The 14,572-nt window shown below is 70.9% G+C and carries 13 protein-coding genes; all 13 read left to right on the top strand.

The window, feature by feature from the left end:
• Window positions 1-31 precede the first annotated feature (31 nt).
• On the top strand, window positions 32-2,236 hold the full coding sequence (locus tag JHN63_RS27245) for a 2Fe-2S iron-sulfur cluster-binding protein (RefSeq protein WP_200685416.1): 2,205 nt from the start codon (window positions 32-34) through the stop codon (window positions 2,234-2,236).
• 217 nt (window positions 2,237-2,453) lie between these two features.
• Window positions 2,454-3,260 (top strand): N-acyl homoserine lactonase family protein, encoded by an 807-nt coding sequence (locus JHN63_RS27240; protein WP_200685414.1) that lies wholly within the window; start codon window positions 2,454-2,456, stop codon window positions 3,258-3,260.
• A gap of 152 nt (window positions 3,261-3,412) precedes the next feature.
• Window positions 3,413-5,068, top strand: coding sequence for an ABC transporter substrate-binding protein (locus tag JHN63_RS27235; RefSeq protein ID WP_200685412.1), 1,656 nt, complete (start codon window positions 3,413-3,415; stop codon window positions 5,066-5,068).
• The gene (locus JHN63_RS27230) at window positions 5,061-5,978 is read left to right on the top strand and encodes an ABC transporter permease (RefSeq protein ID WP_307781995.1); all 918 of its coding nucleotides are present in this window, start codon (window positions 5,061-5,063) and stop codon (window positions 5,976-5,978) included. The genes JHN63_RS27235 and JHN63_RS27230 overlap by 8 nt, the downstream gene beginning before the upstream one ends.
• Window positions 5,975-7,045, top strand: coding sequence for an ABC transporter permease (locus JHN63_RS27225; RefSeq protein WP_307781994.1), 1,071 nt, complete (start codon window positions 5,975-5,977; stop codon window positions 7,043-7,045). Before JHN63_RS27230 ends, JHN63_RS27225 begins: the two co-directional genes overlap by 4 nt.
• A gap of 5 nt (window positions 7,046-7,050) precedes the next feature.
• On the top strand, window positions 7,051-7,740 hold the full coding sequence (locus JHN63_RS27220; protein WP_200685410.1) for an alpha/beta hydrolase: 690 nt from the start codon (window positions 7,051-7,053) through the stop codon (window positions 7,738-7,740).
• Window positions 7,737-8,750: an ABC transporter ATP-binding protein gene (locus JHN63_RS27215; protein ID WP_200685408.1), complete on the top strand. Its 1,014-nt coding sequence runs from the start codon at window positions 7,737-7,739 to the stop codon at window positions 8,748-8,750. Before JHN63_RS27220 ends, JHN63_RS27215 begins: the two co-directional genes overlap by 4 nt.
• A complete protein-coding gene (locus JHN63_RS27210) occupies window positions 8,747-9,709 on the top strand; it encodes an ABC transporter ATP-binding protein (protein WP_200685406.1) in 963 nt (320 codons plus the stop codon). The genes JHN63_RS27215 and JHN63_RS27210 overlap by 4 nt, the downstream gene beginning before the upstream one ends.
• Before the next feature lie 19 nt (window positions 9,710-9,728).
• Complete coding sequence (locus tag JHN63_RS27205; RefSeq protein WP_200685404.1) at window positions 9,729-10,493, top strand: amidohydrolase family protein; 765 nt, start codon at window positions 9,729-9,731, stop codon at window positions 10,491-10,493.
• On the top strand, window positions 10,490-10,948 hold the full coding sequence (locus JHN63_RS27200; RefSeq protein WP_200685402.1) for a cytidine deaminase: 459 nt from the start codon (window positions 10,490-10,492) through the stop codon (window positions 10,946-10,948). Before JHN63_RS27205 ends, JHN63_RS27200 begins: the two co-directional genes overlap by 4 nt.
• 29 nt (window positions 10,949-10,977) lie before the next feature.
• The gene (locus tag JHN63_RS27195) at window positions 10,978-11,829 is read left to right on the top strand and encodes a creatininase family protein (protein WP_234477771.1); all 852 of its coding nucleotides are present in this window, start codon (window positions 10,978-10,980) and stop codon (window positions 11,827-11,829) included.
• 11 nt (window positions 11,830-11,840) lie between these two features.
• Window positions 11,841-13,298 carry an aldehyde dehydrogenase family protein gene (locus tag JHN63_RS27190; RefSeq protein ID WP_307781993.1) on the top strand — a complete coding sequence of 486 codons (1,458 nt, stop codon included), beginning with the start codon at window positions 11,841-11,843 and terminating at the stop codon, window positions 13,296-13,298.
• The coding region (locus JHN63_RS27185) for an aminotransferase class V-fold PLP-dependent enzyme (protein ID WP_200685396.1) at window positions 13,295-14,572 on the top strand (1,278 nt) is incomplete at its 3' end. The genes JHN63_RS27190 and JHN63_RS27185, both read left to right, overlap by 4 nt.

The raw sequence follows: 14,572 nt of genomic DNA, 5'->3' as shown, positions 1-14,572 counted from the left end.
GCCGCTCGGGCTCCGTCCGAGAGGAATCCCCGTGCGGCAAGCGAACCCGTTCAGCGCCCTGCGTCGACTGACGACGGAGGCCGAGGTCGAGGCGACGGTCGGCCGCCCCGCGGCGGCGATCATGCTCAAGCAGATCAGCGCCCTCGACGAGGGCTGCCGGACCGTCCTCGCCCGGTGCCCGATCGCGGCGGTCGGCTACCGCGACGCCGACGGCACCAGCAGGACGACCTTCATCGGCGGCACACCGGGGTTCGCCCGCGTCCACTCACCCACGCGCCTCTCCTTCTCGCTGCCCGGGCCCGCCGCCCCGCACGGTCCGGTCTCGTTCTTCTTCCTCCTGCCGGGCGTCGGGGAACTCCTGCGCGTCAACGGCTCGGTGGCCGCACGCAAGGGCGCGGAGACCACCGTCGACGTCCAGGAGGCGTACATCCACTGCGCACAGGCCGTCCTCCGGTCCCGCCTGTGGCAGCCGCCCGTCCCTTCGCAGCCGGTCGCCGAGACAGCCGGAGACGGGCCCCTGTGCCGACCCGGTGTCGTGGAGTTCCTGGCCGCCGCCCCCTTCCTCGCCCTGTCCACCTGGGACGGCTCCGGCGGCAGCGACACGAGTCCGCGCGGGGACCGGCAGGCGGTGGCGCACGTCCTGGACGGCCGCACGCTCGTCGTCCCGGACCGGAAGGGCAACAAGCGCGCGGACACGCTGCACAACCTGCTGCGGGACGACCGGCTCTCGTTCGCCGCGCTCGTGCCCGGCCGCAGCGGTGTGCTGCACGTCCGTGGCCGTGGCGCGATCACCGACGATCCCGCGCTGCTGGAGACGATGGCCCTGCGCGGGATGCCCCCGCACCTGGCGCTGCTCATCGACGTCGAGCACGCCGAGGTGACCGGCAACCACGCCGTGGCCCGCTCACGGCTGTGGACCCCCGGCGCCCACCTCGCGCGAGGCACGGTGCCCGACCTGATGGCGCTGGGGGGACAGCACCTCGCCGCCGGTTCGGCCGAAGCCGAAGGCGGTCCGCCCACGTTCCTGCTGAAGGCCATCGGAACGATCCCGGGGATGACCCGGCTGCTGCGGCTGGTGCTGAACCACCTCTACCGTTCCGGACTCCGGAAGGAGGGCTACGAGGACGACGAGCCCGGCACGGGCGGCCGGCACCGGCGCTTCCCGCGCCGCCGCCCCGCCGACACCGGGCGTCCTCCGGTCACCGGTCGACGCACGGAGGACCCCCTGCGGGAGGTGCGCGTCGCCGAGGTGCGCGCCGAGACTCCGAGCGCGGTCACCCTCGTGCTGGAGGACGTGGGCGAGAACCCGGGACCGTTCGACTTCCGCCCCGGCCAGTTCTTCACCCTGGTCGCCGACATCGACGGACGCCCGGTGCGGCGGGCCTACTCGGCGTCGTCGGCACCCGGTTCGCCCCGGCTGGAGGTCACCGTCAAGCGCGTCGAGGGCGGCCGGTTCTCCACCCATGTGCACGAGAGCTTCCAGGGCGGTGACCGCATCGCGGTGCGCGGCCCGTCGGGGTCCTTCCACGCCGAGCCACAGCCCCCCGACGAGATCGTGCTCGTCGCGGCGGGCAGCGGCGTGACACCGATGATGAGCATGATCCGCGCCCGGCTCGCCGTCGCGTCGGGCCGCGACCGGATCGCGCTGCTCTACAGCAGCCACAGCACCGAAGAGACCATCTTCGCCGAGGAGTTGACCCGGTTGGCGAAGGAGCACCCCGGCCGGCTGTCGGTCACCCACGTCCTGACCCACCGGGACGGGCGCCTCGACGCGGACGGCGTACGGCGCTGGATCACCGGTCTGTCCCCCGCGCCGGGCGCCCACTACTACACCTGCGGTCCCGTACCGCTGATGGACGCCGTCCAGGACGTCCTGACCGGGCTGGGAGTCCCGGACGAACGGGTCCACCAGGAGCGCTACACCAGCGGAGCGGACACCGGGACCGTGGGCACGGTGCCGCAGGAGATGGTCGTCGAAGAGGATGGGCGCCTCGTCGGCACGGTGGTCGTCGAGCCCGGCCAGACCCTGCTCGACGCGGGACTCGCGGCGGGGCTGCCGATGCCGTACTCCTGCACGGTCGGGAACTGCGGCGACTGCATGGTGCTGCTGCGCGGCGGAGAGGTCACGCGGAACGAGCCCAACTGCCTCACCCCGCAACAGAAGGCCGACGGCTACGTGCTGGCGTGCGTGAGCTGCCCACTGTCCAAGGTCACCCTCGACATCACCGACCCGTGACCGCGCACGTCGCCCAGGGGAGAGAGAACTTGTTCACCTCCCCGCAACCGCCCTTTGGATCCACATACTTAAAGTGTGGATCCCCAGTGTCGATACCGTCTGTCGACACCCACCACCGATCCCCCGGACCGACCCCTGGACCCGACACCTGTACCTGAAGACCCGCGCTCCCTGAACGGATCACACCCATGCACCTGCCGCACCACCCGCAGCCCTCATGACACCACGCCACGGTGTACGCAGGATCGTGCCCCTGCTGCTGGGCTGGGAGGAACTCCCCAAGTCCGTCTCCGTGCACGGCGCCCCGTACGAGGAACGCCTGCGTGAACCCGTACCGGCCGTCCTCCTGGAGTGCGACGGCGGCTGGCTCCTGCTCGACACCGGCTTCAACACCGCGCTGATCCGCGACCCGGCCCTGCGCCGCCGCTTCTACGGCTCCCCCAACTACCGGCCGATCCTGCCCGGTCCCGGCGAGCCCCTGGAAGAGGCCCTCGACTCGGCCGGTATCCCGATGGACGCGATCCACGCGGTGGCCATGAGTCATCTGCACGCCGACCACGCGGGCGGGCTCAAGCACTTCGCGGGCCGGGTGCCGGTGCACGTACAGCGCGAGGAACTCTCCTACGGCCTCTCCGGGCAGCCGGAGGTCGAGCGGCACTCCATCTTCCGCGTCGACTTCGACGACCCGCGCATCGACTGGCGACAGGCCGACGGGGACGTGGAGATCGCCCCCGGTGTCACCGCCGTGCTGACGGCCGGGCACACCCCCGGGCACCAGAGTTTCGTCGTCGACCTCGCGGACGGCGGCGGTTTCGTGTTCGCCTTCGACGCCGCCGACCTCACCGAGAACATCGAGCACGAGCTCCCGATCGGCGCCTCGATCGGTGTCGACCCGGAGCGCACGGTGGAGCCCATCCGCCGTCTCAAGAGCATCGCCGCGGAACGCGGTTACGAGCTCATCCCCGGTCATGACCCTGTCGTCTGGCCGGAGTTGATGCGCCGCACAGACGCGCCGGGCGTCTAGCCGGTTCACGTCGGATCGCTCCGACAACTCGGTTCACACGCCTTTAACACCCGGGACACGAGAGATGGCCTGTGGCCCGTGAACATGATTTTGGATCCAATCTTGACACTTTGAGATCCAACACCAGAGGATCGGTACCCAAGGAGGCCCACATGCCGGACCAGTCAGCTGGATCGTCCTCACCCGGTTCCGCCCCGTCGACGGCGTCGCGCCGCACCATGCTCCGGGGCGCGGGACTCCTCGGCGTGGGTGTCGGCTTCGGGCTCCCCGCCCTGCTCAGCGCCTGTGGTGCGGCGGCCGACGACGCCAAGGGAAGCAGCAAGGGCGGCACGCTGACCCTGGCCATCGACGCGACCAGCGCGGTCAACGACCCGTCGTTCTACACCTCGTTGGGCGACTGGATGGCCGTCGACTGCATCTGCCGGGGCCTGACCTTCATCTCTTTCGAGACCAACGAGCCCACCCCCGACCTGGCCAAGAGCTGGACGATCTCGGACGACCAGCTCACCTACACCTTCGCCCTGCGCGAGGGCGTCAAGTTCCACGACGGCACCACGCTGACCTCGGCGGACGTACTGGCCAGCCTGGGGCGGCAGTTCGACGAGAAGGACAAGACGCTGCCCAAGGGCGCCACCCGCCCGCTGTCCGACCTCGGCGCGAACGTCGCCTCGCTGACCGCGCCGGACGACCTCACCGTCAAGATGGTCCTCAAGAAGCCGGACCGGACGACCCTCGGTCAGCTCTCCGACATCGGCGGCCGCATCATCTCCGCGGCCGCGCTGAAGAAGTACGGCGCGGACATCGGGAAGCACCTCGTCGGCACCGGCCCCTTCGCCTTCTCCGCCGCCACCTCCGGCCAGTCGATCACCCTGACGGCCTTCGACGACTTCCGGCTCGGCAGACCACCCGTCGACCGGCTGGTGCTGCGCCAGGTCCAGGACCCCTCGACGATCGTCAGTTCGCTGCTCAGCGGCGACATCTCGGCCACCCAGTTCACCCCGTACTCGGCCGCCGCCCAGCTCCGCAAGGACGACTCGGTGACGGTCTACAAGACGCCGTACAACGCCAACGCGATCCTGATGATCGACGCCCGCCGGGTCCCCGAGCTCAAGGTCCGTCAGGCCATCAACCTCGCGATAGACCGCAAGTCCATTCTGGATCAGGCCTTCTACGGCGTCGGCGCGCTGCCCGAGGGCTACGCGATACCGCCCGCGCAGAGCGGCTACGACACGGGCCTCGCCGACCTGAGCACCCAGGACACCGCCAAGGCGAAGCAACTCCTCGCCGAGGCCGGTGCCGGCGGCCGGCGCATCCGGCTCATGGCGGCGAGCGACTCCTGGCACCCGAAGGCCGCGCAGATCGTCGCCCAGAACCTCACCGACGTCGGCTTCAAGGTGGTCACCACCTCCGTCGACCCGGCCACCTACTTCACCCGGCTCCTCGACGGCAAGGACGACTACCACGACCTGATGATCTGGGAGCGCAACACCTACGTCCCGGACGCCAACGACATGGTCGGCGCCATGGCCAGCCCCACCGGTCTCTACGGCGCGACGATCACCGGCATGGACACGCTCAAGGACGCCGCCTCGCTCCAGGCGGAGCTGGACACGGCCAAGAACCTCCCCCTCGGCGCGCAGCGCACCGCCGCCTACACCAAGATCCAACGCCGTTGGGCCGAGGACTACATGGTGCTGTCGATGCTGGGCTGCTTCGCCAACCTCGTGGTGAGCGGCTCGCACGTGAAGCACATGAACACCGCCGCACTGGCCAACCACCGCTGTTACATGGAGAAAGCCAGTGTCTGAGACGACGGCCGCTCCGGCGCCCGTGGCGACCGCACGGCCTCCGACGCCCCCTGCCCCCTCGGCCGTGCGGACCGTGCTCGCCGTATGGCGCGGGCGCCGGTTGGCGCGGTCCTGGCCGGCCGTGCTGTCGTGGCTCGTCCTGGTCGCGCTGGTCCTGGTGGCCCTCGTGGGGCCGCTGCTGGTCCAGGCGGACCCGCTGCGACAGACCTCCTCGGCGTTGTTGCCGATGGGCTCGGCGGGTCATCTCTTCGGCACGGACGACCTGGGCCGTGACGAACTGGCCCGACTGGTGCACGGAGCACGGCCGTTGCTGTTCGTGGCGTTCGCGGCGACCGCGCTGGCGGCCGTCGTGGGCACCGGGATCGGGCTCCTCGCCGGATACCTCGGCGGTGTCGTGGAGCAGATCCTGATGCGGATCGTGGACCTCGCCCTCGCCTTCCCGTCCATCCTGCTCGTCATCCTCCTCGTGGCGGCCGCGGGACCGGGCACGGTCAGTCTGATCTTCGGCATCGGGGTGTCCCTCGCGCCCGGTCTGGCCCGCCTCGCCCGTGCCCTGACCGCCCGTGAGGCGGCCCATGACTACGTCGTCGCCGCCAAGTTGGGCGGCACCCGTACCCCGCGCATCCTCGCCCGCGAACTCCTCCCCAACATCGCCGGGCCGATGCTCGCGCAGGTCGTCATGACACTGTCGATCGCGGCCGGTTTCGCCGCCGGCCTCTCCTACCTCGGCCTCGGTATCCAGCCCCCGCAGCCCGACTGGGGCTACATGGTCCAGGCGGGCCAGGAGTTCCTCTACACGGCACCCCGACTGGTCGTCCTGCCCGCGACGTTCACGCTGCTGTTCGTCGTCGCCTGCAACTTCGTGGGCGACGACCTGCGCGACGCACTCGATGTACGGGGGCCCGCGTGACCACCGCACTCCTCCCCGTCCGCACCCCCAAGTGGGCAACGGGAACAGCCTTGTTGGTCCTACGACGGCTCGCGCTGATCCCCGTCGTGCTGTTCGCGCTGGCCAGCCTGGTGTTCCTCGCGATGCGTCTGCTCCCCGGCTCACCGGCAACCTCGCTCGCGGCCGGCGGCAACAACCTCTCCGCCGCCCAACTCGCCGCCAACGAGGACCGCGTCAACAAGGCACTCGGCCTCGACCGACCGCTCCTCGCCCAATACGGCAGCTTCCTCAACGACTTGGTGCACCTACGGCTCGGCACCTCGTTCTACGGCTCCAACAGCGTCCTGGGTCTCCTCGGTGACGCGCTCCCCGCCACCATCGAGCTGACGCTCGCGGCGATGACGATCGCGGTGCTGCTCGGTGTCGTCACCGGGGTCGTCGCCGCGCTGCGCAAGGGGAGTTGGATCGACCACTCGACCCGGGCCGTCGCCACGGTCAGCTTCTCGCTGCCGTGGTTCGCGCTCGGTGTGCTCGGCATCGTCGTGTTCGGCGTGTGGCTGCGCTGGCTCCCGGTCCTGGGCCGGCTGCCCAGCTCGCTCGACTACAACCCGACCACCAACTTCGTCCTCCTGGACGCGATCCTGCAGAACCGGCCCGAGCTGGTGTGGCCCTGGATCCAGCATCTGATCCTGCCCGCCGTCACGTTGGCGCTGTCGATGGCCGGGTTCATCACCCGCATCGTGCGCGCCTCGGTGCTGGAGGTCCTCGACGACGACTTCGTACGGACCGCCCGTATGAAGGGCCTCAGCGAGAGCGTCGTGGTCCGCCACCACGTGCTGCGCAACTCCTGGCTGCCCATCGTGACCGTCCTGGGGCTCCAGTTCGGTTCCCTGCTGGGCGGTTCGGTGATCACCGAGACGGTCTTCTCGTACGCCGGTGTCGGCCGCCTGCTCGTGCAGGGCGTCCTGCAACGCGACTACCCCGTCGTGCAGGGCGCCGCCCTCGCCATCGCCCTCCTCTTCACCCTGGTCAACCACGCGGTGGACCTGCTGTACACGGTCCTCGATCCGCGGCTACGGAAAGGATGACCCGCATGGACATCGTGCTCGTCCACGGTGCCGGCGGACGGCCGACGACCTGGTCGGCCGTCCAGCCCCTGCTGGCCGCCCGCGGCCACCGGCTGTTCACCGTCACCAATCCGATGACCTCGCTGGAGGACGACGTCGCCAACACGGCGGCCGTGCTGGCGGAGACGACGGGTCCGGTGCTGCTCGCCGGGCACTCCTACGGCGGCGCGGTCATCAGCAACGTCGGGCGCGATCCGCGGGTCAAGGGGCTTGTCTACATAGCCGCGTTCGGGCCGGACGAGGGCGAGACGGTCAACGGGATCGTCGAGCGGTACGAGGAGGCCGAGATCTCCAAGTACATGCGGCGCGGCCCGAACGGCGAGTGGAAGTCCGAGACGAGCGAGGAGTTCTGGGCGGAGATCGGCCCCGACCTCTCCCCCGAGCAGCGGGCCGTGGTGGAGGCGGAGGGCCGCAAGGCGGAGAACCTCATCTTCACCCAGCCGACGGGCACACCGGCCTGGCGCACGCTGCCCAGTTGGTACCTGGTCGCCGACGACGACCGCACGCTGCGCCCGGAGATCCAGAACGACATGGCGGACCGCATGAAGGCCACCGTCGAGCACGTGCCGGGCAGCCACTACACGACCCTCGTGTGGCCCGAGCGCGTCGCCGACCTGATCCACACGGCGGCCCTGGCCGTGAGCGAGAGCTCATGACGTCCGCGCCCGTGCTCGAAGTCCGGGACCTGCGCGTCCAGTTCGACGTTCCGGCGGGTCGGCTGCCCGCCGTGGACGGAGTGGATCTCACCCTCCACCAGGGCGAAGTCCTCGCGCTGGTCGGCGAGTCGGGGTCCGGGAAGTCCGCCCTGTCGATGAGCCTGGTCGGCCTCAACCGCGGTCCGCGCACCCACATCAGCGGCGAGGCGGTCTTCAAGGGCCGTGACCTGGTCGCCGCGTCGGAGCGGGAGTTGCGCGGGGTGCGCGGCAAGGACATCGCGGTCGTCTTCCAGGACGCGCTGGCCGCGCTCAACCCACTGCACCGGGCGGGCGCCCAGGTCTCCGAGATGATCCGAGCGCACCGCGATGTGACGCGGGGTCAGGCGACCAGCCGCGCTGTGGAGTTGCTCGGCGAGGTCGGCATCGCCGGCCCGGACCGCACCGCACGCGCCTACCCGCACCAGCTTTCCGGGGGCATGCGCCAACGCGTGATGATCGCGATGGGCCTGGCCAACGACCCGGCGGTGCTGATCGCCGACGAACCCACCACGGCACTCGACGTCACGATCCAGGCCCAGGTGCTGGCCGTCCTCAAACGCGTCCAGCGCGACCACGGCACCTCCGTGCTGCTGATCACCCACGACCTGGGTGTCGTCGCCGAGGTCGCCGACCGGGTGGCGGTGATGTACGCGGGCCGAATCGTGGAGCAGGGCCTGCGCGAGGAGGTGCTGTTCCACCCCCAACACCCCTACACCATGGGGTTGTTGGGTTCCGTCCCACCGATCGACGGCCCTGTCGTACGACGGCTGCCGACCATCGCGGGCAGTCCGCTGACCGGGGTCGACCGGCCGTCCGGGTGTGCCTTCGCGCCCCGGTGCCCCTTCGTCCACGACGCGTGTTCCGAGCGGCCCGTACTGCGGCAGCGGCACGGCGACGACGGGCACCTCGACGCCTGTGTGCTGCCCTCCCCCGCCCGTGTCACGGCCCGCTCACAGGGAGGCCTCGCATGACCGCAGCGCTCATCCAGGCCCGCGAGTTGCGGGTCGAGTACCCGGGCCGGGCGGGTGGCCGGGTCAGGGCCCTGCGCGATGTCGACCTCGACATCCTCCAGGGCGAGACCCTCGGCCTGGTCGGCGAGTCAGGGTGCGGCAAGTCCACGCTCGGCCGCGCCCTGTTGCGGGTGATCGAACCCGCCTCGGGCCGCATCGAGTTCGAGGGCACCGACCTCACCCGGCTGCGCGGACGCCAACTCCGCCGTACCCGGGCCGAGTTGCAGATGGTTTTCCAGGACCCGTTCGGTTCGCTGAACCCGCGCCGCAGGATCGCCGACATCGTCGCCGAACCCCTGCTCCGGGCCCGCGGCGCCACCCGCGCCGAGGCCGCGAAAGCGGTGGCCGAACTGCTCGACCTGGTCGGCCTGGGCGCGGAGGCCGGCGGACGCAGGCCGCACGAGTTCTCCGGCGGCCAGCGCCAACGCATCGGCATCGCACGGGCGTTGGCCTCCTCCCCGCAGTTCGTGGTGGCCGACGAGGCCGTCTCGGCGCTGGACGTGTCGATCCAGGCCCAGGTGCTGAACCTGCTGTCGGACCTGGTCCGCGACCGCGGCCTGACGATGCTGTTCATCTCGCACGACCTCGGCGTCGTACGGCACATCGCCGACCGGATCGCGGTCATGTACCTCGGCCAGATCATCGAGGTCGCCTTCCGCGACGACTTCTTCGCCGCCCCCGCACACCCCTACAGCCGAGCACTGCTGTCCTCCGTTCCCGTGCTGCGGCCGGGAGAGAAACGTGAACAGGAGGTGCTGGAGGGCGAGTTGCCCGATCCGGCGAATCCGCCCGAGGGCTGTCTGTTCCGCACCCGGTGTCCGATCGCCACGGAGGAATGCCGCACCACGGCCCCCGAACTGCGCGAGATCGAGCAGGGCCGCAGTGTGCGCTGCCACCTTCCCCTGGTCACCCGCACGTAGCTTGTAAGGACGAACCGCTTTGATCATCGACGCGTACAACACCACTCAGGACGTCCGCGGCCGTTCCGACTACCTCACCGGCGCCCGCAAGGGCCAGGCCCCGCCGCCGTACACACCTTTCGAACCGCGCCGCATCCTCGACCGGATGGACGCGGCCGGGGTGGACATGGCGATGGTGTGCTCGCTCGCGCAGCGCATCGAGAACGACTTCATCGCCGAGCTGGTGGCCTCGTACCCGGAGCGGTTCTTCGGCTTCGGGCAGGTGCTGCCGCAGGCCGACGACGCGCTGGACGAGATCGACCGGATGGCCGACGCGGGGCTGGTCGGGCTGAAGCTGCACCCGAGCCTGCACGGCTATCACGTCGCCGACCACGGACTGCTGGACCCGGTCTTCGAGGCGTGCGCGCGGCGCGGACTGCTGGTGCTGATCAACGCTCTCGACGACGCGTTCTGCGCGCCGCTGTCCATCGAGGAGATCGCCCGGGACCACCCGGAAGTCCCCACGATCATCGCCCACATGGGGGCCGTCTGGAACGTCCCGGAGGCGATCATCGTGGCCGAACGGCAGCCGCACGTGTACCTGGAGACGTCCGCGACGCTGATGAGCGACGTGAAGCGCGCCTACGCGCGGCTCGGCCCGGAGAAGATCCTGATGGGCAGCGAGTGGCCGGGGTCGGACTTCGACCTGGAACGTATGAAGATCGCCAAGGCGGTCGAGGACGAGAAGGACCGCGCGCTCGTCGAAGGCGGCAACATGGCCCGGCTGTTGGGGCTGACGGTATGAGCGCCGTGGAGGTGCGGCCCGTGGCCGTACCGCCGTCGATGAGCGAGGACGACATCGAACTCCTCGCCACCGCCCAGCACTTGCTCGCGCGGGTCTGGCGGTCGGGCCGTCACGAGGTCGCGACCGCGCTGCGCACGGCGGACGGCCGGGTGCACACCGGGGTCCATGTGGAGGGTTCCTGCCGGCGCAGTTCGATCTGCGCCGAGGGGGTCGCCATGGGCACGGCCCGGGGCGCCCTGCCCGCCGATGCGGAGCTGAGCATCACGTCGGTGGTGTCGGTGCAGATCAAGCCGGCGGGATCGTTCCGGATCATCGCGCCGTGCGGGGTGTGCCGCGAACTGATCAGCGACTACTGCCCGGACGCCACCGTGTGGGTCACCACGGTCGACGGGGACGAGCCCGTCCCACTGCGCGCCCTGGACCTGCTGCCCGAGAAGAGCCGACGCCGATGGTGAGCGCCATCGGTCCCGAGGAGAGGAGAGCCATGTCGTCCGTCTTCGTCACCGGTCCGTCCGGACGGACCGTCCCCACCGGGCTCGATGTCCCCGCACTCGCCGCCCGGTTGGGCGGATCCGGAACACCGGTGCTGTGGGAGGAGCTGACCTGGCCGGAGGCGGAGTCGACGGCCGCCTCCCAGGACGCCGTCATCATCCCCGTCGGCGCCACCGAGCAGCACGGCCCCCATCTCCCCCTCGCCGTGGACACCCGGATCTGCGAGGCGGTCGCCCTCGGCGTCTCCGCACTCACCGGCGTGCCCGTCGTGCCGCCCCTGAGCTTCGGGGTGTCCGCGTCGCACGGCGACTTCGCCGGGACGGTGGCGCTGCGACCGGAGACGATGATCGCCGTCGTCGAGGACGTCATCGACTCCCTGTACGCCTCCGGAGTACGGCAGTTCGTGCTGCTCAACGGGCACATCTGGAACAACGGCGCGCTCGACGTGTCGGCCGAGAAGCTGAGGGTCCGTCACAAGGACGCACGGGTCAGGGCGTTGGGGTACGTGACGATGTACCCGGGGCCGGAGGTCGACGGACATGTCACCTACGGGCGGGCGCTGATGCACGCCAACTTCTTCGAGACGTCCGTGATGCTGCATCTGGCGCCGGAGCTGGTGCGGATGGAGCGGGCCACCTCCCATGTCGACGTCGACTCGTTCTGGGACTACCGCATGGACCAGGTCAGCGAGACCGGGGTCTGGGGCCGGGACGTCGCCGACGCGAACCCCAAGCACGGCGAGGCGGAGTTCGACCGCTGCGTCCTGACCACCGCCCGGGCGGTGTCCACGGCGGTCCGTGAGCCGTGGCCCGACCCCACTCACCGTCCCGGACGCCAGGCGTGAAGGAGAACACCGTGGACCCCAGCATCGTGATCCCCCGACTGCCGGACTGCGAGCCCATGCTCATCGGCGGCGAGTGGACCACCGGCACCGCCACGGAGCGGATATCGGTGCTCGACCCCGCCACCCGGCAGCAGCTCACCACGGTCGTCCAGGCGGGCTCCGCCGAGGTGTGGGCGGCGGTCGAAGCAGCCAACACAGCGCACCGGGACCGCCGTTGGCGCGGGCTGCCGCCCCGGCGGCGCCGTGACGTCCTGCTGCGCCTCGCCGATCTGGTGGAGCGTGACGCCGAGCAACTGGCGGTGCTGGACACCCTGGACAACGGCAAGGCCATCGAACGCGCCCGTGGCGATGTGGAGTTGGGCCTCCAGGCCATCCGCCACTTCGCGGGCACCCCGACCCGGCTGGAGGGCACCGTGCACGCGGCCGGCCCCGACCGGCACGTTTACAGCGTCCGCGAACCTGTGGGTGTGGTGGCCGCCGTACTCCCGTGGAATTTCCCCTTCATGATCGCGGCCTGGAAGCTCGCACCGGCTCTGGCCGCCGGTTGCACGATTGTCGTCAAGCCGGCCGAGCAGACCCCGCTCACCGCGCTGCGGCTGGCCGCGCTCTGTCTGGAGGCGGGCGTGCCCGAGGGCGTCGTCAACGTCCTGACCGGTGACGGCCGTACAGGTGCGGAGCTGGTCGCCCATCCCGGCGTCGCCAAGGTGTCCTTCACCGGGTCCACCGAGGTCGGGCGGCACATCATGGCCGCGGCGGCGCCGTCGTTGAAGCGGCTGACCCTCGAACTGGGTGGCAAGTCGCCCAACATCGTCTTCGCCGACGCCGATCTCGACGCGGCCGTGCCGAACGCCGTGCGCGCGGTGTTCGGGCACTCCGGGCAGATGTGCACGGCGGGCAGCAGGCTGCTGGTGGAGCGCGGAATCGTCAAGGAGTTCCTGGACCGGCTGGTGCCGGCGGTGGAGGCGCTGCGGATCGGCCCGGGGCTTTCGGGCGGCATCAACATCGGTCCGCTGGTGTCGCAGGAGCAGTACGACCGCGTCACCGGCTATGTCGAACTGGGCCGCGCCGAGGGCGCCGAGGTGGCCGTGGGCGGCGAACCGCTGCCCGGCCCGGGGTGGTTCGTGCCGCCGACGGTGTTCACCGAGGTCGCCCCCGACATGCGGATCGCCCGGGAGGAGATCTTCGGGCCGGTCGCCACGATCCTGCCCTTCGACAGCGAGGAGGAGGCGATCGCGCTGGCCAACGACAGCGAGTACGGGCTCGCCGCCGGCGTGTGGACCGGCAGTCTGGCCCGCGCCCATCGCACGGCCGCCGCGCTGGAGGCGGGGACCGTGTGGGTCAACACGTACAACGAGTTCGACCCCGCCGTGGCCTTCGGCGGGATGAAGCAGTCCGGCCTCGGCAGGGACCTCGGCGACGCCGCCGTCGACGGGTTCACCGAGCTCAAGAGCGTGACGATCGCCCTGTGAGCGCGCCCGTGACGGCCACGACGGCCACCTCGCCCCCGAACCCACCGCCCCCGCGCCCCCTGAACGTCGCGGCCGAACGGGCCCGTACACCGGGCTCGTTCACCGGTCACCACTTCAACGCGGCCGGTGCGGCCCTGCTCGCCAACGGCACCGTAGAGGCGGTCATCGACCACCTCCGTGCCGAGAGCCTGTCCGGCGGCTACGAGGCCGCGAAGCACGCGGCACCGGCCCTGGAGGACGTCTACGCGCGTACCGCCGAACTCCTCGGCGCGCGGCTGGAGGAGGTCGCCCTCGTCGAGAGCGCGACGGCCGGCTGGCAGCGGGCCGTATCGGCGCTTCGACTGCGCCCCGGTGACCGGGTGTTGGCGGCCCGGTCCAGTTACGTCAGCAGCGCGCTGCATCTGCTGTCGGTCGAACGCGACCACGGTGTCCGGGTCGAGCTGCTGCCCAACGGCCCCGACGGAGCGGTGGACTTGGAGGCGTTGGAAGCAGCGCTGCGGGCGGGACCGGCGGCGCTGGTGACGGCCGCGCACGTCCCGACGTCCTCGGGGCTGGTCGAACCCGCGTCCTCCATCGGAGCGTTGACCGGAGCCCACGGGGTCCCCTTCCTCCTCGACGCCACGCAGTCCCTCGGCCAACTGCCGGTGGACATGGGCGCCATCGGCTGCGACCTGCTCATCGGCACCGGCCGCAAGTTCCTGCGCGGCCCGCGCGGTACGGGCCTGCTCGCGGTCCGCCGTCCGCTCCTGGACCGGCTCGCCCCCGAGGCACCCGATGTCCGGGGCGCCGTATGGACCGCCGAACGCACCTGGGAACTCGTCCCGGACGCCAAGCGCTTCGAACTCTGGGAGGCCGCACACGCCCTGCGCCTCGGCCTCGGCGCCGCGCTGACCGCCCTCGGCACCCTGGGCGTCGACACCGTCTCCCGCCACCTCACTGCTCTCGCCGCCACCCTGCGCGAGCGCCTCTCCGCGCTGCCGGGCGTGTACGTCACCGACCCCCCGGCCGCGGGCGGCGCGATCGTCACCTTCGTGGTCGACGGCCTGGACGCCTCGGAGGTCCAACGTCAACTCACCTACCGCCGCGTCCACTTGATCGCGGTACCGGCAGGACACGGCCGCTGGGACATGGACCACCGGGGCCTGACCAAGGTGGTCCGAGCCTCCGTCCACGTCTACAACGACCAGGACGACCTGGACGCGCTGGTGGAGGCGGTACGCGAGATCGTCTGCTTGCAGGGGCGCGGTACGGGGTCCGGGGCGGGGCGGCAGGAG

It is taken from the genome of Streptomyces sp. MBT65 (assembly GCF_016612545.1).
Taxonomy (GTDB): Bacteria; Actinomycetota; Actinomycetes; order Streptomycetales; family Streptomycetaceae; genus Streptomyces.
Note: the sequence above shows the minus strand (reverse complement) of the source record. Positions and strands in the feature narration are given on the sequence as shown.